This is a genomic window from Streptococcus sp. 400_SSPC, from assembly GCF_001072745.1.
GTDB lineage: Bacteria > Bacillota > Bacilli > Lactobacillales > Streptococcaceae > Streptococcus > Streptococcus xiaochunlingii.
This window is the reverse complement of sequence record NZ_JVIQ01000071.1, coordinates 1-19,879: the sequence shown is the minus strand read 5'-3', so window position 1 is coordinate 19,879 and position 19,879 is coordinate 1. Positions and strand designations below refer to the sequence as shown.

Genomic DNA, 19,879 nt, shown 5'->3' with positions numbered 1-19,879 from the left:
TCTCAGTAACAAAAAGTGAATTGGATAGAAGAAAAGAAATGAATGTGAAAGAACTCATCGAAGAGGTTGAAAATGATCTTGAGTTAGTATCGTATTTAAACCGGGCCCCAAAAAAGAATAAGAAGACCCAAGCTAGCTATCTCGAATCGTTGAATCATCTGGCCTATTTACTTTATCTGGATGATCAAGAGGAAATGGCTAAGAAATTATTAGATAGGATCATACAAGTTCCATTTGAAGGGAATTATAACACGTGGACCTTTGTTGATAGCTCTCTGGTTTTATTGGCCTATCTGGAAAGAGAGGCAGAAAATCAGGTATTCGTCTATAAAAAACTCCTTTTGTTTCCGTTAGAACAAGGGGAGGAATCCACTCAAAACATAAGAAGGAGAGTTCATCAGAGATTTTTGAATGGTGATAGCTTGGAGCAAAAGCTTGCAAAAATCGAGCAAGCTTCAAGTCCTGAATCGGAAATGGAACGCCGTCTGCTATACTTAACAGATCTACTGAAAATTTACCTCTTTATTACTGAGTCAACTTGTGAAGAGACAGATATTCAGGCAAAAATTGAAGAGAATATGGAGATACTGAAGAAGTATATCAAAGAGCATGAAATATATAGCCTCTTTCCTTTTAAGGGATAAGGTGAGCTAGCAATCTTGGACTTTTAGAAAGGGTGGAATATGGAAATCAAAAATCACTTTGGTGTATATGGAATCTGTCTTCAAGACGGGAAATTGCTTTGCATTGAAAAAACGAGAGGCCCCTATCAGCATCGTTTTGATCTACCGGGTGGTAGTCAAGAACTAGGTGAGGGGTTGACAGAAACTCTCAAGAGAGAAGTTCTGGAGGAGACAGGCTATACGCTTATCCGTTATTCAAATCCTAGGATGTATGATGTGCTGGTTCAAGAAGAGGGGAAAGATTTCGCTGTACATCATATCATGGCCTTTTATGATATCGTACTCGATTTCGAAAACTCTCAAAAATCCCTTCCTCATGAAGTTCTTGATGGGACTAATGATTCAGCCAATGCAGTTTGGGTCCCTATTGAGCAGATGACCCAAGAAAATGCCTCACCCTTAGTATTGAAGGTGAAGGCAGAGTTAGGAGGATTTCCAGAATTGGAACTGACAAGTTATAAGAATTGGAAGGTAAAATAGAGGGATAATGGAACTATTTAAAACATGGAAGAAATATATGGTTCTCTATGGTCTTAAATCTCAAATCGGGACTGTTTATCGAAACAGTGATAGGACAACAAGCTTTTATGATATTGGGAATTTTCTATACCTAGCAGGGGAGTTGGATTCCAGATTTTGGGAAGATTTTGTTAGGCAATATGGTTTAGATTATAAGATTATTATTTCAGAAGACACTAAGTGGCAAGATTTTCTGCATCGGCAAGGTGGGTTAATTTCTTTTACTCGCTATTCTCTTAAGGATAAGGCAAATTTTCAAGTTGAATTTCTAAATGACCTAGTTACTCATATAGAGGAAGGTTACAATATTGTACCTATTGATAATCGTATTTATAACTGCCTTTCTGAGGAAGAATGGTCACAAGATTTACAGGGGGATTTTGAGTCCTACCAGGATTTTGCTTTAAAAGGTGGATTTGGCTTTGTGATTCTTAAAAATAATGAAGTGATTGCTGGGATTTCCTCAGGGTTAGTTTACCGTGAAGCAGTTGAAGTGGAAGTTGCAACTAGACCAAACGAACAAGGGAATGGATTTGCTAAAAAGCTTGGTGCTGCAATGATTCTAGAGAGTTTAAATAGAGATATGTTTCCACTTTGGGATGCTCATAACGAGGCTTCCAAAAAAGTAGCAGAATTTTTAGGATATGAGTTAGTTGAACCTTATGAAGCTTTTGAACTAGAGGAAAGTGTCGTATAATGATATCTGATATTGTATCTTTTAAGACGAGGTGAATGAACATGCAAAATCAACTAGCTCTTAGTGGCGAAAAAATTGTTGAAAAAGTTTATCCCCATTTATTGCACCACGTCGGCTTGATTCGTGGGGAATACTTGTTGAGAGAACTAAACCAAAACATACTATTACCAAATTGTCAGCAATTTGTGAAAGATTATCTAGACACTATTTGTCATTTGTACTCAGATGAAGAAGTCTGGTATCGCTTTTCAGAGTTAACAAATGCAGAAGCAAATATTCTAGACGGGACTAAAGAGTATTTTGACGAACGTCACCCCTTATTTGGATACAGAGGTATCAGGCGTTTGTTGGCGTGTCCAGATGAATTTCAGGCTGAGACAAATGTTGTTACAGAAGTTTTTCAAACCAATCCCAATCTGTCTATTATTTTTCCTTTTGTCAATGATGCCGAACAATTAAAACAAGCTATTACAGTATTGCGTCAGTATGGTTTTACCGGGAAAGTCGGCACGATGATTGAATTACCATCAGCTTATTTCGACTTGGACAGGATACTGGAAACTGGTATTTCAAAGATTGTAGTTGGAATGAATGATTTAACTTCTTTTATTTTTGCGACTGTGAGAAACAGTCAATGGCATGATATGGAAAGTCCAATTATGTTAGATATGTTGAGACAGATGCAGGATAAAGCAAGGAAGAACAAGATTGATTTTGCTGTAGCAGGCTATCTGAATACTTCTTTCATACAAAAAATGAATCAGATGGGTATCGAATGTATTCTCCATTACAGCTCTATTCCAGAGATTTTTGATTTAGAAATTGACCATCCAGACCATCTTAAACATATAAAAGAAGAAAGTAAAAAATTACAAAGGAGAACCCATGACACCGCAAGAAATGTGGAATGCATACAAGAAAATCAATCCCTCTATCGGTGATGAGATAGATGCCTGGGCTTTTGGAGTAGAGGCAGATCTCTTGGCTGACTTGGTTCTAAGAGGCGAAAAAACAGCAACTGCCTCAGCTTACGATCTTTACGCAGTAGAGGACGAACCCCTTCCCCAAGAAGGTACCTTTGATGTCATTTTAGACAGTCAAGATCAGGCTGTCTGCATTGTCGAAATTACAAAGGTTTCCGTTCAGCCCTTCCATCAAGTGTCAGCCGACCATGCATACAAGGAAGGTGAAGGCAACAAATCTCTGGCTTATTGGCGTCAGGTTCATGAAGACTTTTTCAAAGACTTGTTAGGAGAAGCAGGTCTGGATTTTACACCTGATAGCAAGGTGGTTTTAGAAGAATTTCGCAAGGTTTATCCATTATAGAACATGCTCTCCATTTAGAAAATCAGAAAAAAGAATAACTGTTTTTATACAAAATAGGCCTAGTGATTGTGACAAGCTAAAAATACTGCCCAGTTCTTAGAACTATTAAAATATTTTTTGAGACTTTCCGCTGTGAGAAAGGCGCTTGAAACCTAAAGTTTCAAGCGCTCGGGAGTTTTGAAACTTTAGGTTCAAAACTAAATCATGGAATTTCGTAGAAGTTCGCTGATGTCCGTACTCACCTAAGGAAAGTCTCAACGAAGATATGATCATAATCTGACTCTCCTTTTAGGAGAGTTTTTTGATCTACGTCAATTTTTCAAATCGGCCAAAAAATGGTATAATGTAAGCGATATTGTACAGAAAAGAGAATGTATATGCCAAATTATGCCATTATTTTAGCAGCGGGAAAAGGTACCCGTATGAAATCAGATTTGCCTAAGGTTCTTCACAAGGTTGCTGGGATCTCGATGTTGGAACATGTTTTCCGTAGTGTTGGAGCCATCTCACCTGAAAAGACTGTAACGGTTGTGGGCCACAAGGCGGAATTGGTAGAGCAAGTCTTAGCGGGACAAACAGACTTTGTTAAACAAACCGAACAATTGGGAACTGGTCATGCGGTTATGATGGCGGAGCCAGTTTTGGAAGGTCTTGAAGGCCATACTCTTGTCATTGCAGGAGATACTCCTTTGATTACGGGTGAAAGCCTCAAACACTTGATCGATTTTCATATCAACCACAAGAATGTGGCAACGATTTTGACAGCCGAAGCGGCTAATCCATTTGGCTATGGTCGGATTGTCCGTAATGACAATGCGGAAGTGCTTCGAATCGTCGAGCAAAAAGATGCGACAGAATATGAACAACAAATCAAGGAAATCAATACAGGGACTTATGTCTTTGACAATGAGCGCCTCTTTGAAGCCTTGAAGAATATCAATACCAACAATGCCCAAGGAGAATACTATATCACGGATGTCATCGGAATTTTCCGAGAAGCAGGTGAAAAAGTTGGGGCTTATACGCTCAAAGACTTTGATGAAAGCCTTGGGGTTAACGACCGCGTAGCCCTTGCGACAGCAGAAGGCATCATGCGTCGTCGCATTAACAAAGTCCACATGGTTAATGGAGTGAGCTTTGTTAATCCAGATGCGGCCTATATCGATATCGATGTCGAAATCGCCCCAGAGGTACAAATTGAAGCCAATGTCACCCTAAAAGGACAAACAAAAATTGGGGCTGAAACCGTCTTAACCAATGGAACTTATGTCGTGGACAGTGAGATTGGTGCAGGTGTGGTTATTACCAACTCTATGATTGAAGAAAGCACCGTAGCCGATGGTGTGACAGTAGGGCCATACGCACATATTCGTCCTGGTTCTAGCTTGTCAAAAGATGTCCATATTGGAAACTTTGTCGAAGTCAAAGGTTCGTCTATTGGCGAAAATACCAAAGCCGGTCATTTGACCTATATTGGTAACTGCCAAGTCGGCAACAACGTTAACTTTGGTGCGGGGACTATCACCGTCAACTATGATGGGAAGAATAAATACAAGACCCTTATTGGAAATAATGTCTTTATTGGCTCAAATTCGACCATCATTGCACCAGTTGAGTTAGGCGACAATTCCCTAGTCGGTGCTGGATCCACCATTACCAAGGATGTACCAGCTGACGCGATTGCGATTGGTCGTGGCCGTCAAGTCAATAAGGATGAGTACGCTACTCGCCTTCCTCACCATCCTAAAAATAAATAGGAGATTTTCATGCAATTTGAAGAAAAAACCATTGATCGCAAGGAGATTTACCAAGGACCGATTTTCCAAGTAGTTACAGATCAAGTGGAACTGCCCGATGGAAAAGGTCAAGCACAGCGTGATTTGATTTTTCATAATGGAGCAGTAGCGGTTTTACCGATCACAGATGAGGGCAAAACCATTTTGGTCAAGCAGTACCGCAAGGCGATCGAGAGAACTTCTGTAGAGATCCCAGCAGGCAAGTTGGAAAAGGGTGAAAATGCGGATCCTCAAGCAGCTGCTCTGCGTGAATTGGAAGAAGAAATTGGTTACACAGCGGATTTAGAGTTGTTGTATGATTTTTATTCTGCCATTGGTTTTTGCAACGAGCGGATCAAACTCTATCTTGCGACCAACTTGAAAAAAGTGGAAAATCCTCGCCCTCAAGATGCAGATGAGACCCTGGAACTCTTTGAGGTGACTTTAGCAGAAGCTGAGGAGCTGATACAAACGGGTGATATCTGCGATGCAAAAACCATTATGGCAATTCAATACTGGAAACACCTACAAAACAATTAAAGAATAGAGGAGAAACCGATGGGCAAACCTTTATTAACAGATGAAATGATTGAGCGGGCAAACCGGGGAGAAGCGATCTCTGGTCCCCCGCTCTTTGATGAGGAAGAGACAAAAATTCTCCCGACAGGAAACAGAGGCTTTGGTTATGAACGGCCGGTGACCTCAAGAGAAGTAGATGGTGGACGAGGAGCCTCCTATCCTCAGGAGACTATTCCGATCAGAGTCCAACCTACAGTGACCAAGAGCCGTCGGATTGAAAACCAAAAGGATGAGGTTTTTCAATCAAAATTAAATAAGATTTTATTTTGGGTCATCTTGCTCCTCATCTTGTTAATTCTTGCAATCTGGCGCCTATAGGGAGTGCCTACCAAAGGAGTAACGATTATGAAAATTGGAATCATTGCGGCCATGCCACAAGAGTTAAAAATCTTAGTGGAAGCTTTGCAGAACGGAGAGAAACACCTTCGCTTAGGAAAAGTCTACTATACAGGATCGATTGGTCGCCATGAAGTGGTCTTGGTTGAAAGTGGTATCGGAAAAGTCATGTCTGCTATGAGTGTCGCTGTATTGGCCAACGATTTTAAGGTGGAAGCCATTATCAACACGGGCTCTGCAGGTGCCGTAGCACCAGGGATGGCTGTTGGAGATATCGTCCTAGCAGACAAATTGGCTTATCATGATGTGGATGTGACAGCATTTGGCTATAAGTATGGTCAAATGGCAGGGCAACCACTTTACTTTGAATCCAGTCGCTATTTTGTATCAGAAATGAAAAAAGTGCTAGCTGAGGAACAAACACCAACTCATGTTGGCTTGATTGCGACTGGGGATAGCTTTATTGCGAGCGAAGAAAAAGTTGCTGCGATTCGGGAGCATTTCCCAGAAGTCTTGGCAGTTGAAATGGAAGGAGCAGCCATTGCCCAAGCGGCTCATGCAGCTGGGCGTCCTTTCATGGTGATTCGGGCTATGAGTGACACGGCAGATCACGCGGCCAATATCTCTTTTGATGAATTTATCGTAGAGGCTGGCGAGCGTTCAGCTCAAACCTTGATTTCTTTCTTGAAGAGATTGGTGTAGAATAAACAATAGAGGCTAGGCGCCTCTACTATAAGTAGGAAGTGGGACAGAATGAATATCATTTAAAATTCATTCTGTCCTACTTCCTTTTCTGAAGCCGATTCCTTCAGAAATAGACGGACTTCATGCTATAATAAAGTCTAGTAATACAAAGGAGACGTTATGGTTTTATCAAAAAAACGGGCACGACATGTGATTGAAGAAATTATCGCCCTCTTTCCAGATGCCAAGCCAAGTTTGGATTTTCGCAATCATTTTGAATTATTAGTAGCGGTGATGCTCTCTGCTCAAACAACGGATGCCGCGGTTAATAAGGCAACTCCTGCCTTGTTTGAGGCTTTCCCAACTCCTCAAGCCATGGCGGTCGCTAGTGAAGCCGACATTGCCAAGCATATTTCCAAATTAGGTCTCTATCGCAATAAGGCTAAGTTTCTCAAAAAATGTGCCCAACAATTGTTGGACAACTTTGATGGCCAAGTCCCTCAGACACGGGAGGAACTGGAGAGTTTAGCCGGAGTGGGACGCAAGACAGCCAATGTGGTCATGAGTGTGGGATTTGGGATACCTGCCTTTGCTGTTGATACTCATGTAGAGCGGATTTGCAAGCACCATGACATCGTCAAGAAATCAGCAACACCATTAGAAGTGGAAAAACGAGTCATGGACGTTCTTCCTCCTGAACGCTGGCTCCCAGCTCATCAGGCCATGATCTATTTTGGACGGGCCATTTGCCATCCGAAAAATCCTGAATGTGATCACTATCCGCAATTGTATAACTTTAAAGACAGTTAAAAAGCGAGGTCTAATGACTTCGCTTTTATTTGATAGGGAAGAAAGTAAGTAAGAGCCAAGAAATCAGTAGAGTAATAGCGCCAATTCCAAGGACAAATAGAATAGGAATGAGGATTCCTTCGTAGGGAGCTTTACCCCTTTCTTCAGCTTCTTCAATCTCGCTCAGACTGCGTCCTTGTTCATAGGCGACAAGCTGGCGATAAGTACGAAGATTATGCTTTTTCTTGAATTTTTCAATGCGTAGGGCGTAGAATATAGCGACAGCAAGAATCAAGCAACTAATAGCGATGCCGTATCCATCCAAATAAAGAATTAGGGGAGTGCTGATGATAGGACTGCCAATTAGCAGTAAGCTAAAGACCACTTCATCTTTTTGATAGCGCATAAATTCTTGGTCGTGAATAATTTGTTTCATGGTTTCCAAATCTCCTTTGACTAGTTTGTCCAATGACACTTCAAAGACCTTGCTTAGTAAAAGCAGGTTTTGAATATCCGGGTAGGTTGCGCCTCGTTCCCAGTTGGAAATCGATTGACGGCTGACAAAGATGATTTCAGCTAATTCGTCTTGAGATAAGTTTTTCTCTTTACGATAGTGCTGGATTTGTTTTCCGACTTGCATAAGATTTCCTCGCTTTATGATTTCATTCTACCTAATTATACAAAAAATGGCTATCAAAGTTCTTTGACATGTTGATTTCATAGGCTTTGGCAACTGTTTTTGACCGTGGATTTGCAAGCCTGTCAATGGATAATTAGCTAGTGAAAAAGAGGCCAATAGCCTCCTTTTTCTTATTCACTAAATCTTAAAAAATAACCATCTGGATCCAAAATCGCAAATTCATGGGGATAGATAAAGTTATCTCCCACTCGAAATTCTCTTTTTGTCAGCGGACGATGGATGGGATAGTCAGCTTCCAGCAGTTTTTGGTGGAGCTGTGGAACATCTTCAATGCCAAAGGAAATATTGACACCGCGCCCGAACGGATAGGTCAGTTGGGATAATTCTTCTGCGTTGCCTTCTTCTAGCATAAGTTGGCAGTCTTCAAGCGAGAGGAAGAGAAATTTCTCCTCTGGACGCTCGTATTGGACAGAGAATCCCAACAAGTCGCAGTAGAAGCGACGCGATTTCCCAATATCCGATACGACAAATTCAGGGATGACAGCTTGATAGTCCATTGTTTCCTCCTTAGAGATTAATCTCCATGACAATTGGTGTATGGTCTTGACGAGCTCCTGAGTCAATCATAGCTGACTTGGTCACCTTGTCCGCAACTCGGTTAGAAGTGAGCCAGTAGTCAATTCTCCATCCTGTGTTGTTGATTTTAGATGTCTTGCTACGTTGTGCCCACCAAGTATATTGATCTGGAAGGTCCCCATGCAAGTGGCGGAAGGTATCAGTGAACCCTTTGGCTAGCAAGTTAGTGAAGCCAGCACGCTCTTCATCGGTAAAGCCTGGGGAACGACGGTTGTTAGCTGGATTGGCCAAGTCGATTTCCTTGTGGGCTACGTTGTAGTCTCCTGTTGCCAGAACTGGCTTTTGCTGGTCTAGTTCTGCCAAGTAGTCTGCATATTTGGCATCCCAGATTTGGCGTTCTTCCAAGCGTTTGAGCCCATCTCCAGCATTCGGAGTATAGACCTGGGTCACAAAGAAGTCATCAAATTCAAGGGTAATAATCCGACCTTCGACGTCCATGGTAGAAGGAGCACCGATTTCTGGGAAGGTTACGGTCGGTTTCAATTCTTTTTTGTAGAGGAACATGGTTCCTGCGTAGCCTTTACGGGCTGGTTCTACAGAGGACCGCCAAGTATTTTCATATCCAGGGAAAAGTTCTGCTAAGACCTCCAAGTGTTTTTTCGTTGGTCCTTTAGCAGATAATTTTGTTTCCTGAATGGCAATGATATCCGCATCCTCTGCAACCAAGGTGAGAAGGACGTCTTGTGAGAGTTTTGCGCGTGCAGAGTCACTCGTCAAGGCGGCATTCAATGAGTCAATATTCCATGAGATCAGTTTCATATCGTTTCCTTTACTAACTTTTTCGATGTTTCTATTATACCAAAAAATCTCCTATCACTTGTCTCCTGTGATTTGAGGAAGGAGCTATTTTGCAGTCAAGAGCTATGCCTCCCGCATATGCATAAACGAATGCTTGCCAAGGAGTTCAGAATAACGATGATTTTATCTGGTCTAGCGACTCGTGTCTGGATGAAATGTGCTATAATGGAAGTTGAGTTTAAAATAGAAATATTCCTCAGATTCCCTTTAAAGTTATCCTATTTTTACCAGGTATTGTTAGGGACTGGGGCTGAGAATCACAGTGAAAGGAGAGGTATGGCGCAAAAATCTAAACGTTCAAAAAAAGCGAATTCTAAGGTGAGAAAATTTGATAATCGGTGGATTACTAGACGACTTTATTTGTTATTCAGTATCGTCTGTACCCTCTTTTTGATTTTAATTGCTCGACTAGGGTATATGCAGATTACTCATCAAGGCTTTTATACACAAAAATTGGCAAAAGCTACCAAAAAACACTTAACAAGAGGGAGTCTCCGGGGACAGATTTATGATGCTTCTGGTCAGCCTCTGGTAGAAAATGTTGACAAGAAGGTCTTGTCTTTTACCCGAAGCAATAAGTTTACCGCAGAAGAGATGCGTCAAACAGCTCAGCTTCTTCTGAATTATGTAAGTGTTTCGAATCCCCAAATCACCAAGCGTCAAGAGATTGACTTTTATCTCGCGAACACGGAAGTCTATAAAGAAGTAGTGGACAAGTTGCCCAAAGACGAACGAATCGATACGGATGGGAATCCACTTCCAGAAGCAACTATCTATCAGCATGCTGTTGATAGTATTGAGACTGAAAAATTAGGCTATACAGAAGAAGAAAAGAAGGCCATCTATCTCTTCAGCCAAATGAATGCCGTTGAAAATTTTGCCAGTGCTACGATTGTGACCGATCCGATGTCCGAAGAGCAGGTAACGACGGTCAAAGATCATTTAAAAGAATTTCCAGGATTTGAAGTGATCACGAGTTGGGATCGAAAAGTGGTTGATAGCCCCTTGGCTTCCATCGTCGGTAGTGTGTCGACAGAGCAAGCCGGTCTTCCAGCTGAAGAAGTGGATGATTATTTGGAAAAAGGCTATGCCTTAAATGATCGCGTCGGAACTTCTTATCTAGAAAAACAATATGAGTCTGTCCTCCAAGGAGAACGGGTTGAAAAAGAAATCCATTTGGACAAGAATGGCAATGTCGAAAAGATCGAAACTCTCTCAAAAGGAAGCAAGGGAAATAATATCAAGCTTTCGATTGATTTGGATTTCCAAAAAGGAGTGGAAGACATCTTGAAGAAGTCCTTCCAGGCAGAATTAGCTGCTGGCAATGCGACCTACTCTGAAGGAGTCTATGCTGTTGCCTTGGATCCAAAAACGGGTAAAATCCTTGCTATGGCGGGGATGAAGCATGAAGCAGGTTCGCAAGATCTTACCCCTGATGCTTTAGGGACGGTGACCAATGTCTTTGTCCCAGGATCTGTCGTTAAAGCGGCTACCTTGACAGCAGGATGGGAAAATGGGGTGATTTCTGGGAACCAAGTCTTATTGGATCAACCAATCTCATTTTCTGGCTCAGCTCCAATTACTTCCTGGTTCACTCAGTTTGGAAGCCGAGAAATCAATGCGGTACAAGCGTTAGAATATTCTTCCAATACCTATATGGTGCAGATTGCTCTTGGTTTGATGGGCCAACCCTATCAGCCTAATATGACCTTAAAGACAGATCAATTGGATCCTGCTATGGCGAAACTGCGTTCGACTTTCGCCTCCTATGGTCTGGGATCAGAAACGGGGATTGACCTTCCAAATGAATCGACGGGCTATGTTCCCAAAGAGTATTCGATTGGCAATTACTTAACAGACGCTTTTGGTCAGTTTGATAACTATACGCCTATGCAGTTGGCTCAATATGTGGCAACCATTGCCAACGATGGGAAACGCGTGGCGCCACACTTGGTCCAAGGAATTTATGAGAATGATGCCAAGGGAGGTTTGGGCCCTCTGAAAGAAGAGATTGCAACAAAAGAACTCAATCAAGTGGCTCTGACACCCGAAAATCTAGCTATCATTAAACAAGGTTTTTATCAGGTGGTATACGGAACCAGTGGCTTAACAACTGGTAAAACCATCGGAGAAGGAGCTGCCGTTCCAATCAGTGCGAAGACCGGGACTGCAGAAACATTTGTAAATGGTGGGACCCCTGCTGTAAATACCAATGTCATCGCCTATGCCCCATCTGAAAATCCTCAGATTGCGGTGGCAGTCGTCTTCCCTCACAACACCAATCTCCAAGCGACTGTTAGTCACAGTATTACCAGAGAGATTATCAATCTCTACCAGCAAAAACATCCTATGAATTAGAAAGGAAGCTATGCTCTATCCAACACCTATCGCAAAATTAATTGAAAGTTATTCGAAGCTCCCTGGTATTGGGATCAAGACAGCAACTCGTCTAGCCTTTTATACCATCGGAATGAGTGATGACGATGTCAATGAGTTTGCCAAGAATCTCTTGTCAGCAAAGCGGGAGTTAAGCTATTGTTCCATCTGTGGGAACTTAACAGATGAAGAAGAGTGTGCCATTTGTCGAGACGAGACTCGCGATCCATCGACCATCTTAGTGGTAGAAGATAGTCGAGATGTGTCAGCCATGGAGAATATTCAGGAGTACCACGGTCGCTACCATGTCCTTCATGGCTTGATTTCGCCCATGAATGGGGTCGGACCAGATGATATTAACCTCAAGTCCTTGATTACACGATTAATGGATCATGAGGTCCAAGAAGTGATTGTGGCGACCAATGCAACTGCAGATGGGGAAGCAACTTCTATGTATATCTCACGCGTCCTCAAACCAGCTGGCATCAAAGTGACTCGTCTAGCACGTGGATTAGCTGTCGGAGCCGATATCGAATATGCGGACGAAGTGACCCTTCTTCGAGCTATTGAAAATCGAACCGAGTTATAAGCGGTTACAAAAACTGGAGGACCCCCTCCGGTTTTTTTGTTTTTTAGGTGTTCTCTCTCGTTTTCTTTCTTTTTAAAGTGTGGTATACTAGAGGGACGAACTCGTATGTGAGGAGTGCTTCTGACAAGTCAATCAGGAAGCACAAAATTAAATAAAGGATTAGGACCAAACAATGGCAAAAGAAAAAATTGTACTTCTTTATGGTGGCCGTAGCGCAGAGCGCGAAGTGTCTGTACTTTCAGCTGAAAGCGTCATGCGGGCGATTAATTATGACAAGTATTCTGTTGAGACCTATTTCATTACTCAGGCGGGAGACTTCATCAAGACCCAAACCTTTGAAGAGAAGCCTGCTGAAACCGAACGCTTGATGACCAATGAGACCATTGATTGGGATGCTAAAGTAACTCCGAGCAGTATCTATCAAGAAGGAGCAGTTGTCTTTCCAGTCCTTCATGGACCGATGGGAGAAGATGGCTCGGTTCAAGGTTTCCTAGAAGTCTTGAAACTCCCTTATGTGGGCTGTGATATTCTTTCTTCTAGTGTGGCTATGGATAAGATTACCACGAAACGGGTCCTAGAATCTGCAGGGATTCCACAAGTTCCGTATGTGGCCGTCCTTGAAGGAGAGAATCTAGAATCTAAGATTGCCTTAATCGAAACCGAATTAACCTATCCGGTCTTTACCAAGCCTTCTAATATGGGATCTAGTGTTGGTATTTCAAAAGCAGAGAACCAGACAGAACTTCGTCAGTCTTTGGAATTGGCCTTTAAATATGATAGCCGTGTTCTGGTTGAGCAAGGTGTCGTAGCGCGTGAAATCGAAGTGGGGTTGTTAGGCAACTACGATGTCAAGAGCACCCTCCCTGGTGAGGTGGTCAAAGATGTAGCCTTCTACGACTACGAAGCCAAATACATCGATAATAAGATTACGATGGCAATTCCAGCTGAAATCCCAGCAGAAGTTGCTGCAACCATGCGTCAAAATGCTGAATTGGCCTTCCGTGCCATTGGTGGTAAAGGTCTCTCCCGTTGTGATTTCTTCTACACAGAGGACGGCGGCATCTACTTGAATGAGCTCAATACCATGCCCGGCTTTACCCAATGGTCTATGTATCCCTTGTTGTGGGACAACATGGGCTTGTCCTATCCTGATTTGATCGAGCGTTTGGTTGAGTTGTCAAAAGCAACTTTCGAAAAACGCGAAGCACACTTACTGTAAGAATCTGTTCCAAGTGGGAGTAGGGGATGGAATCAACTCAATGAGGAGTCGATTTTCTTCCTGCTCCCCCTTTTTAGAGGAGAATACTATGAATCTAACCTTGCACGAAGTAGCAGGTGTCCTGGCTGCTCGCAATGATATCAGTCAATTTGAAGATGTAGCCCTTACCAAGCCTGAATTCGATAGCCGTTTGATTGGGCCTGGAGACCTTTTTGTACCTCTTAAGGGCGCGCGTGATGGCCATGATTTCATCGAGACGGCCTTTGAAAATGGGGCTGTAGCGACCTTGTCTGAAAAAGAAGTAGAAGGCCACCCGTATTTGTTGGTAGATGATGTTCTAGCAGCCTTTCAAAAATTAGCCCAATATGTGTTGGAGAAAAGTCAAGTAGATGTCTTGGCAGTCACTGGTTCAAACGGTAAGACAACGACCAAAGATATGTTGGCTCAATTGCTGTCAACTACCTACAAAACCTATAAAACACAAGGGAACTACAATAACGAGATTGGCCTTCCTTATACGGTTCTCCATATGCCAGAAGGGACAGAGAAGCTTGTCCTTGAAATGGGGCAGGACCATCTGGGAGATATCCATCTTCTCTCAGAAATTGCGCATCCAAAAGCAGCAATCGTAACCCTTATTGGGGAAGCTCATCTTGAGTTTTTCAAAGACCGCAAAGAAATTGCCAAAGGGAAATTGCAAATTGCGGACGGGATGCCAGCTGGTAGCTTGCTTCTAGTGCCGGCCGATCCTATTGTCGAGGATTTTTTACCGAGCCAACAAGAGCTTGTGCGCTTTGGTGAAGGAGCAGATATCAGCATTACCAAGTTGGAGGAACGCAAGGACAGCCTAACTCTTGAAGCGAATTTCTTATCAGATGCTATTGACTTACCTGTCACAGGTAAATACAATGCGACCAATGCCATGATTGCGGCCTATGTTGCCTTGAAAGAAGGAATCAGTGAAGAGGCCATCCGTGCAAGCTTTAAAGGCATAGAGCTGACTAAGAACCGCACAGAATGGAAGAAGGCAAGTAACGGAGCGGATATCCTATCCGATGTCTACAATGCCAATCCGACGGCCATGCGCCTGATTTTAGAAACCTTTTCGACCATTCCTGCCAATCCAAATGGTCGCAAGCTAGCGGTCTTGGCAGATATGAAAGAACTTGGGGAGCAATCCATTGATCTGCACAACCAAATGATTCTCAGCCTGTCACCGGATGTCTTGGATACGGTGATTTTCTACGGTCAAGACATTGCGGGCTTGGCTCAATTAGCGAGCCAGATGTTCCTACTCGGACATGTCTATTATTTCAAAAAGACCGCTGAGGAAGATCAATTTGAGGACCTGGTCAAACAAGTCAAGGAAAGCTTAAAAGAGCAGGACCAAATCCTCATCAAGGGAAGCAATTCCATGAATCTAGCCAAATTGGTAGAGGAGTTGGAGAATGGCGAGTAATAATGTACTAAAGAACATTCAGCGCTTGATTTCAATCACCAATACAGGCTTAGCGTTCTCAAAAGATCCATTTGATCAAGAGCGCTATCAGGATATTCGTGCCCTTTTACAGGATCTTGTGAGAGAAGTGACTGATTTGAATCCACAAGAATTATCGGATTTGTTTCGTCCGACAGACCATTACGACACTCCCTTAATTGATGTAAGGGCCTGGATTGTCAAAGATGGAAAACTTTGTCTGGTGAAAGGTCAGGGAGAAGAGACCTGGGCTTTGCCGGGTGGCTTTGGTGAGGTTGGCTATTCTCCGACGGAAAACATTTTAAAGGAAATCCAAGAAGAAACGGGCTATGTAGCACGTGTCAATCGCTTGTTGGCAGTATTTGATACCAATCGCTACCAATTGCAAAGTCGCCAATATGTGAAATTGGTATTTGAATGTGAATTGCTGGATGGAAGTTTTCAACAGAATCAGGAAATTTCCGATCTTGCATTTTTTGAGAGAGAGAAGATGCCTGCTCTTTCTACCAAGCGCAATACAGAAGAACAATTGAACTTCCTTTGGGAGGTCTATGATGGGAAACGAGATTTGTATTGTGATTAAAAACGATCTATAAATTAAAGGAATGTGAAAATGACACTTTGGGATTTATTGTTTACAAACCAAAAATCAGCCCCGCCTGGGTTTGGTCTCTGGTATTTCATTCTGCCGGCCTCTTTGTTGGTGGTTGGTTACTTTTCCATCAGATATGCGCAGTCCAAAAGCTACCAACGCTTTTGGTATTGGGCACAGTTGATCCAAGTCCTGACCATCAATGCTTGGTATATTCTCGCCCACATGCCTTTGACGGATAATTTGCCTTTTTATCATTGCCGCTTGGCCATGTTGGTGATTCTCTTTGCCCCTAAAGGGACCTATATCAAGCAATATTTTGCTCTCTTGGGAGTTTTGGGATCGATAGCGGCCTTGGTGTATCCAGCCTTTGATCCCTTCCCATTCCCTCATATCACAGTTTTGAATCTAATTTTTAGCCACTGGGCCTTGCTTGCCAATAGTTTGATTTACCTACAGGATCATTATCAATCTGAAAAACAAGACAGCTTGAGAATTTTCAAGATTACTTTTGGCATGAATGCCTTGATTTTCTTGGTCAATCTTTTGACGAAAGGGGATTATGGCTTCTTACGACGTCCACCAATCATTGGGGACCACGGTGCTCTCTTAAACTACCTCTTGGTAAGCTTTGTGATGGTAGCTGGAATTTTCTTGGTCAACCAACGTTATAAGTACAAATACAAGATGGTTGAAGAGACTGTCGGTTCGCGTTCGGAATAGAAATTAGTTGAGCTGAGGTAAGGAAGACATGACTCTTTGGGATTTATTTTTCACCAGTCAACCAACGGCTCCTCCTCAATTGGGGGCTTGGTATTTCTTGTTGCCGACATCATTGCTAATGGTGGGGCTTCTGTCTATTCGATTTGCTTCTTCCAAAGGCTATCAAAACTTTTGGTATTGGGGGCAATTGATCCAGTTGCTCATTATCAATGCTTGGTATATTGCAGCATGTTTGCCATTTTCAGAGAGTCTTCCCTTCTATCATAGCCGGATGGCCATGTGGATTATTCTGTTTGCTCCTAGGGGAAGATTCAAGCAATATTTTGCTCTTGTTGGTGTCTTTGGATCTATCATGGCTTTGGTTCATCCCGTCTTTTATCCCTATCCTTTTCCTCACGTATCCTCGATCAACAATGTCTTTAGTCACTGGGCCCTCTTGGCCAATTGCTTGATCTATCTGGTTCAATCCTACCAGGTGGAAGCAAGGGATGCCTGGAAAATCTGTCAGATGACTTTTGGGGTTAATGCTATTATTCAGCTTGCGAATCTTGTAACAGGTGGAAATTATGGTTTTATGCGTCGTCCTCCTGTACTTGGTGATCATGGACTTGTGCTCAACTATTTGATCGTGACCATCCTGATGACAGGAACCCTTATCCTGATCAATGCAATCGTTAACTCCAGTAAGAAAAGAAAAAGAACATCTGAATCCGTTTAATAAGGAGATCCTATGCATCATTTTTTTACAACTGAATCCACTGCACCACCTGTTATACCGCTCCTCTGGTATGGGGTCATGGTTCTTTTAATCCTAATGGCAGTTTGGGCTTCATTACGTTACTATCAAAATGAACAATTTCGGAAGATCTTTCGAAACTTACAAATATTTCAATTGATCTGTCTCTATATCTGGTATTTTGCTTTTCAACTTCCCTGGTCCAATAGTTTACCCTTGTACCATTGCCGTTTGGCCATGTTTGCTGTCTTGCTCTTGCCAGACAGATGGAAGAGCAAGCAGTTCTTTGCCTTGATGGGAGTCAGTGGGGCGATCTTTGCCTTGGGTTATCCGGTCTTTGATCCCTATACCTTCCCTCATATTACGAGCTTTTCTTTTCTCTTAGGGCATTACTGTCTCTTGGTTAATTCCTTGATTTATCTCTTGAGATGCTATGATTCGAGCCTCTTAAAAAATCGAGAAATTGTTCTTTATACCTTCTTCCTTGATATGTTTCTAGTTGGTATCAACCAAGTCACTGGAGGAAATTATGGACTTATGGCCCGGCCACCGATTATCAAAGGGGACAGCCTCCTGGTGAATTATGTCGTGGTTTCCAGCATCCTAGCAGCAGCCTTGCTTCTCTTTAATGTATTTTTCAGTCGCAGAAGAGAGCGGGTTAAAGTAAGTAATTCAATATAATTGAAGAAGACTAGAATCGTATGATTTTAGTCTTCCTTTTTGATTTCAAAGAAGAATCATCGTTGAAAAAAGTGCCTATTTTCGCTATAATAGGACAGATAGAGAAATTGAGGAGAAATCCGATGTAGAGATGAATTTGTAAACTTGTCAGAAAATAAGAAGAGAAAGAAATAGGAACATGAACGTACAAGAAGAAATTAAAAAACGCCGTACTTTTGCCATCATCTCCCACCCGGATGCTGGTAAAACGACGATTACAGAGCAGTTGCTCTACTTTGGGGGAGAGATTCGGGAAGCTGGTACTGTAAAAGGAAAGAAAACAGGAAACTTTGCCAAGTCTGACTGGATGGATATCGAGAAGCAACGTGGGATTTCAGTAACCTCATCTGTCATGCAGTTTGACTATGATGGAAAACGGGTCAACATCCTTGATACCCCAGGGCACGAGGACTTTTCAGAAGATACTTATCGGACCTTGATGGCAGTGGATGCTGCGGTCATGGTGGTGGACTCTGCCAAGGGTATCGAGGCTCAAACCAAGAAATTATTTGAGGTTGTCAAACACCGTGGCATTCCAGTCTTTACCTTTATGAACAAGCTGGACCGTGACGGTCGCGAGCCACTGGATCTCTTGCAAGAATTGGAAGAGGTCTTGGGCATCGCAAGTTACTCGATGAACTGGCCGATTGGGATGGGGAAAGCCTTTGAGGGACTCTATGACCTTTATAACCAACGTTTGGAACTCTATAAAGGAGACGAACGCTTTGCCAGTCTAGAAGACGGAGACAAGCTTTTTGCTAACAATCCATTCTTTGAGCAAGTGAAAGATGACATCGAACTCTTGCAAGAAGCTGGAAATGAATTCTCAGAAGAAGCCATCCTTGCGGGTGAATTAACACCAGTCTTCTTCGGATCAGCTTTGACGAACTTTGGGGTACAGACTTTCTTAGAAACTTTCCTCAAGTTTGCTCCAGAACCACATGGCCACAAGAAGACTGACGGAGAGCTTGTTGATCCATATGACAAGGATTTCTCAGGCTTTGTCTTTAAAATCCAAGCCAATATGGACCCTCGTCACCGTGACCGCATCGCCTTTGTTCGAATTGTATCGGGCGAGTTTGAGCGGGGCATGAGCGTTAACCTCCCTCGTACTAGTAAGGGGGCTAAGCTTTCTAACGTCACTCAGTTTATGGCCGAAAGCCGTGAGAATGTCAGCAATGCTGTAGCAGGAGACATCATCGGGGTTTACGATACTGGTACTTATCAGGTTGGGGATACGCTGACTGTTGGAAAAAACAAGTTCGAATTTGAACCACTGCCAACCTTTACACCTGAAATCTTCATGAAGGTATCTGCTAAGAATGTCATGAAGCAAAAATCCTTCCACAAAGGGATTGAGCAATTGGTGCAAGAAGGGGCCATCCAGCTCTATACCAACTACCAAACAGGTGAATACATGCTTGGGGCCGTTGGTCAATTGCAGTTTGAAGTCTTTAAACACCGGATGGAAAATGAGTACAATGCAGAAGTGGTCATGAGCCCAATGGGTAAAAAGACTGTTCGCTGGATCAAACCAGAAGACTTAGATGAGCGCATGTCTTCAAGCCGAAACATCTTGGCTAAGGACCGCTTTGACCAGCCAGTCTTCCTCTTTGAAAACGACTTTGCCCTCCGTTGGTTTGCGGACAAGTATCCAGATGTTGAACTAGAGGAAAAAATGTGATTCAGTAAGAAAGCGGCCTAGCTAACTAGTCTCTCGGATTACTTTGGTAATAAAATATATTAGTTAAAAAAACCAGCTCAAGCGAGCTGGTTTTAGAATATCGACAAATTTTCTTTTTCCATAAAAACCAAGTGATTGTTCAATAAATAGAAATAAATCTATATTAATTTTTGTTATTAAAGCAAGGACTGAAACTTTCCGCTGTGAAAATAGTTCTAGAGACAATAGTGTTTCTAGAACTCGGGAGTTTTGAAACCTTAGGTTCAAAACTAAGTCATGGAACTTCGTAGAAGTTCGCTGA

Annotated in this window: 23 protein-coding genes; 19 read left to right on the top strand and 4 right to left on the bottom strand. The window is 42.5% G+C overall.

Features of this window, described 5'->3' with window-relative positions; translation table 11 throughout:
* Positions 1 to 38: 38 nt before the first annotated feature.
* From ADH49_RS08890 to nth, 10 genes are all read left to right on the top strand, one after another.
* On the top strand, positions 39 to 644 hold the full coding sequence (locus tag ADH49_RS08890; RefSeq protein WP_048691789.1) for a DUF6707 family protein: 606 nt from the start codon (positions 39 to 41) through the stop codon (positions 642 to 644).
* 39 nt (positions 645 to 683) lie between these two features.
* Positions 684 to 1,163, top strand: coding sequence for an NUDIX hydrolase (locus tag ADH49_RS08885; protein WP_048691786.1), 480 nt, complete (start codon positions 684 to 686; stop codon positions 1,161 to 1,163).
* A 7-nt stretch (positions 1,164 to 1,170) separates the two neighbouring features.
* Positions 1,171 to 1,899 carry a GNAT family N-acetyltransferase gene (locus ADH49_RS08880; RefSeq protein ID WP_048691784.1) on the top strand — a complete coding sequence of 243 codons (729 nt, stop codon included), beginning with the start codon at positions 1,171 to 1,173 and terminating at the stop codon, positions 1,897 to 1,899.
* 41 nt (positions 1,900 to 1,940) lie between these two features.
* Positions 1,941 to 2,840, top strand: coding sequence for a putative PEP-binding protein (locus ADH49_RS08875; protein ID WP_048691782.1), 900 nt, complete (start codon positions 1,941 to 1,943; stop codon positions 2,838 to 2,840).
* On the top strand, positions 2,785 to 3,225 hold the full coding sequence (locus tag ADH49_RS08870) for an ASCH domain-containing protein (RefSeq protein ID WP_048691781.1): 441 nt from the start codon (positions 2,785 to 2,787) through the stop codon (positions 3,223 to 3,225). The genes ADH49_RS08875 and ADH49_RS08870 overlap by 56 nt, the downstream gene beginning before the upstream one ends.
* A gap of 377 nt (positions 3,226 to 3,602) precedes the next feature.
* Positions 3,603 to 4,982, top strand: coding sequence for a bifunctional UDP-N-acetylglucosamine diphosphorylase/glucosamine-1-phosphate N-acetyltransferase GlmU (gene glmU / locus ADH49_RS08865; protein WP_048691779.1), 1,380 nt, complete (start codon positions 3,603 to 3,605; stop codon positions 4,980 to 4,982).
* A gap of 9 nt (positions 4,983 to 4,991) precedes the next feature.
* Complete coding sequence (locus ADH49_RS08860) at positions 4,992 to 5,540, top strand: NUDIX hydrolase (RefSeq protein ID WP_048691777.1); 549 nt, start codon at positions 4,992 to 4,994, stop codon at positions 5,538 to 5,540.
* Between the two features lie 18 nt (positions 5,541 to 5,558).
* A complete protein-coding gene (gene macP, locus ADH49_RS08855; RefSeq protein WP_048691775.1) occupies positions 5,559 to 5,897 on the top strand; it encodes a cell wall synthase accessory phosphoprotein MacP in 339 nt (112 codons plus the stop codon).
* A 27-nt stretch (positions 5,898 to 5,924) separates the two neighbouring features.
* Positions 5,925 to 6,617 (top strand): 5'-methylthioadenosine/adenosylhomocysteine nucleosidase, encoded by a 693-nt coding sequence (locus ADH49_RS08850; RefSeq protein WP_048691773.1) that lies wholly within the window; start codon positions 5,925 to 5,927, stop codon positions 6,615 to 6,617.
* A gap of 162 nt (positions 6,618 to 6,779) precedes the next feature.
* Positions 6,780 to 7,409, top strand: a complete 630-nt coding sequence (gene nth / locus ADH49_RS08845) for an endonuclease III (protein ID WP_048691770.1) — start codon at positions 6,780 to 6,782, stop codon at positions 7,407 to 7,409.
* Positions 7,410 to 7,434: 25 nt separating this feature from the next.
* Here nth and ADH49_RS08840 read toward each other — a convergent pair whose 3' ends face one another.
* The 3 genes from ADH49_RS08840 to ADH49_RS08830 form a co-directional block, all read right to left on the bottom strand.
* On the bottom strand, positions 7,435 to 8,028 hold the full coding sequence (locus ADH49_RS08840) for a helix-turn-helix domain-containing protein (RefSeq protein WP_006596703.1): 594 nt from the start codon (positions 8,026 to 8,028) through the stop codon (positions 7,435 to 7,437).
* 170 nt (positions 8,029 to 8,198) lie between these two features.
* Positions 8,199 to 8,585 carry a bleomycin resistance protein gene (locus ADH49_RS08835; protein ID WP_048691768.1) on the bottom strand — a complete coding sequence of 129 codons (387 nt, stop codon included), beginning with the start codon at positions 8,583 to 8,585 and terminating at the stop codon, positions 8,199 to 8,201.
* 10 nt (positions 8,586 to 8,595) lie between these two features.
* Positions 8,596 to 9,423, bottom strand: a complete 828-nt coding sequence (locus tag ADH49_RS08830; protein WP_048691766.1) for an exodeoxyribonuclease III — start codon at positions 9,421 to 9,423, stop codon at positions 8,596 to 8,598.
* 315 nt (positions 9,424 to 9,738) lie between these two features.
* Here ADH49_RS08830 and pbp2b point away from each other — a divergent pair, with 315 nt between their 5' ends.
* The 9 genes from pbp2b (at position 9,739) to ADH49_RS08785 (ending at position 19,578) form a co-directional block, all read left to right on the top strand.
* Complete coding sequence (gene pbp2b, locus ADH49_RS08825; RefSeq protein ID WP_048691764.1) at positions 9,739 to 11,820, top strand: penicillin-binding protein PBP2B; 2,082 nt, start codon at positions 9,739 to 9,741, stop codon at positions 11,818 to 11,820.
* 10 nt (positions 11,821 to 11,830) lie between these two features.
* Entirely contained in the window at positions 11,831 to 12,427 is a 597-nt protein-coding gene (recR, locus tag ADH49_RS08820) for a recombination mediator RecR (RefSeq protein ID WP_006596694.1), read from the top strand.
* A 172-nt stretch (positions 12,428 to 12,599) separates the two neighbouring features.
* Positions 12,600 to 13,646 (top strand): D-alanine--D-alanine ligase, encoded by a 1,047-nt coding sequence (locus ADH49_RS08815; RefSeq protein ID WP_048691761.1) that lies wholly within the window; start codon positions 12,600 to 12,602, stop codon positions 13,644 to 13,646.
* A gap of 88 nt (positions 13,647 to 13,734) precedes the next feature.
* Positions 13,735 to 15,105 carry a UDP-N-acetylmuramoyl-tripeptide--D-alanyl-D-alanine ligase gene (locus tag ADH49_RS08810; protein WP_048691759.1) on the top strand — a complete coding sequence of 457 codons (1,371 nt, stop codon included), beginning with the start codon at positions 13,735 to 13,737 and terminating at the stop codon, positions 15,103 to 15,105.
* Entirely contained in the window at positions 15,095 to 15,706 is a 612-nt protein-coding gene (locus ADH49_RS08805) for an NUDIX hydrolase (protein ID WP_048691757.1), read from the top strand. Before ADH49_RS08810 ends, ADH49_RS08805 begins: the two co-directional genes overlap by 11 nt.
* Positions 15,707 to 15,736: 30 nt before the next feature.
* Complete coding sequence (locus tag ADH49_RS08800) at positions 15,737 to 16,438, top strand: YwaF family protein (RefSeq protein WP_048691755.1); 702 nt, start codon at positions 15,737 to 15,739, stop codon at positions 16,436 to 16,438.
* 28 nt (positions 16,439 to 16,466) lie between these two features.
* Positions 16,467 to 17,156: a YwaF family protein gene (locus ADH49_RS08795; protein WP_048691753.1), complete on the top strand. Its 690-nt coding sequence runs from the start codon at positions 16,467 to 16,469 to the stop codon at positions 17,154 to 17,156.
* 12 nt (positions 17,157 to 17,168) lie between these two features.
* Positions 17,169 to 17,855, top strand: coding sequence for a TIGR02206 family membrane protein (locus ADH49_RS08790; RefSeq protein ID WP_048691751.1), 687 nt, complete (start codon positions 17,169 to 17,171; stop codon positions 17,853 to 17,855).
* A 178-nt stretch (positions 17,856 to 18,033) separates the two neighbouring features.
* A complete protein-coding gene (locus tag ADH49_RS08785) occupies positions 18,034 to 19,578 on the top strand; it encodes a peptide chain release factor 3 (protein ID WP_048691749.1) in 1,545 nt (514 codons plus the stop codon).
* Between the two features lie 63 nt (positions 19,579 to 19,641).
* On the opposite strand, the gene ADH49_RS10290 is transcribed toward ADH49_RS08785, so the two are convergent.
* The coding region (locus ADH49_RS10290) for a hypothetical protein (RefSeq protein WP_048691747.1) at positions 19,642 to 19,879 on the bottom strand (238 nt) is incomplete at its 5' end.

Excerpts from the sequence above, each read along its gene's own strand:
- ADH49_RS08890 (WP_048691789.1), top strand. The coding sequence starts at position 39 with ATGAATGTGAAAGAACTCATCGAAGAGGTTGAAAATGATCTTGAGTTA.
- ADH49_RS08885 (WP_048691786.1), top strand. The coding sequence starts at position 684 with ATGGAAATCAAAAATCACTTTGGTGTATATGGAATCTGTCTTCAAGAC.
- ADH49_RS08880 (WP_048691784.1), top strand. The coding sequence starts at position 1,171 with ATGGAACTATTTAAAACATGGAAGAAATATATGGTTCTCTATGGTCTT.
- ADH49_RS08875 (WP_048691782.1), top strand. The coding sequence starts at position 1,941 with ATGCAAAATCAACTAGCTCTTAGTGGCGAAAAAATTGTTGAAAAAGTT.
- ADH49_RS08870 (WP_048691781.1), top strand. The coding sequence starts at position 2,785 with ATGACACCGCAAGAAATGTGGAATGCATACAAGAAAATCAATCCCTCT.
- glmU (WP_048691779.1), top strand. The coding sequence starts at position 3,603 with ATGCCAAATTATGCCATTATTTTAGCAGCGGGAAAAGGTACCCGTATG.
- ADH49_RS08860 (WP_048691777.1), top strand. The coding sequence starts at position 4,992 with ATGCAATTTGAAGAAAAAACCATTGATCGCAAGGAGATTTACCAAGGA.
- macP (WP_048691775.1), top strand. The coding sequence starts at position 5,559 with ATGGGCAAACCTTTATTAACAGATGAAATGATTGAGCGGGCAAACCGG.
- ADH49_RS08850 (WP_048691773.1), top strand. The coding sequence starts at position 5,925 with ATGAAAATTGGAATCATTGCGGCCATGCCACAAGAGTTAAAAATCTTA.
- nth (WP_048691770.1), top strand. The coding sequence starts at position 6,780 with ATGGTTTTATCAAAAAAACGGGCACGACATGTGATTGAAGAAATTATC.
- ADH49_RS08840 (WP_006596703.1), bottom strand. The coding sequence starts at position 8,028 with ATGCAAGTCGGAAAACAAATCCAGCACTATCGTAAAGAGAAAAACTTA.
- ADH49_RS08835 (WP_048691768.1), bottom strand. The coding sequence starts at position 8,585 with ATGGACTATCAAGCTGTCATCCCTGAATTTGTCGTATCGGATATTGGG.
- ADH49_RS08830 (WP_048691766.1), bottom strand. The coding sequence starts at position 9,423 with ATGAAACTGATCTCATGGAATATTGACTCATTGAATGCCGCCTTGACG.
- pbp2b (WP_048691764.1), top strand. The coding sequence starts at position 9,739 with ATGGCGCAAAAATCTAAACGTTCAAAAAAAGCGAATTCTAAGGTGAGA.
- recR (WP_006596694.1), top strand. The coding sequence starts at position 11,831 with ATGCTCTATCCAACACCTATCGCAAAATTAATTGAAAGTTATTCGAAG.
- ADH49_RS08815 (WP_048691761.1), top strand. The coding sequence starts at position 12,600 with ATGGCAAAAGAAAAAATTGTACTTCTTTATGGTGGCCGTAGCGCAGAG.
- ADH49_RS08810 (WP_048691759.1), top strand. The coding sequence starts at position 13,735 with ATGAATCTAACCTTGCACGAAGTAGCAGGTGTCCTGGCTGCTCGCAAT.
- ADH49_RS08805 (WP_048691757.1), top strand. The coding sequence starts at position 15,095 with ATGGCGAGTAATAATGTACTAAAGAACATTCAGCGCTTGATTTCAATC.
- ADH49_RS08800 (WP_048691755.1), top strand. The coding sequence starts at position 15,737 with ATGACACTTTGGGATTTATTGTTTACAAACCAAAAATCAGCCCCGCCT.
- ADH49_RS08795 (WP_048691753.1), top strand. The coding sequence starts at position 16,467 with ATGACTCTTTGGGATTTATTTTTCACCAGTCAACCAACGGCTCCTCCT.
- ADH49_RS08790 (WP_048691751.1), top strand. The coding sequence starts at position 17,169 with ATGCATCATTTTTTTACAACTGAATCCACTGCACCACCTGTTATACCG.
- ADH49_RS08785 (WP_048691749.1), top strand. The coding sequence starts at position 18,034 with ATGAACGTACAAGAAGAAATTAAAAAACGCCGTACTTTTGCCATCATC.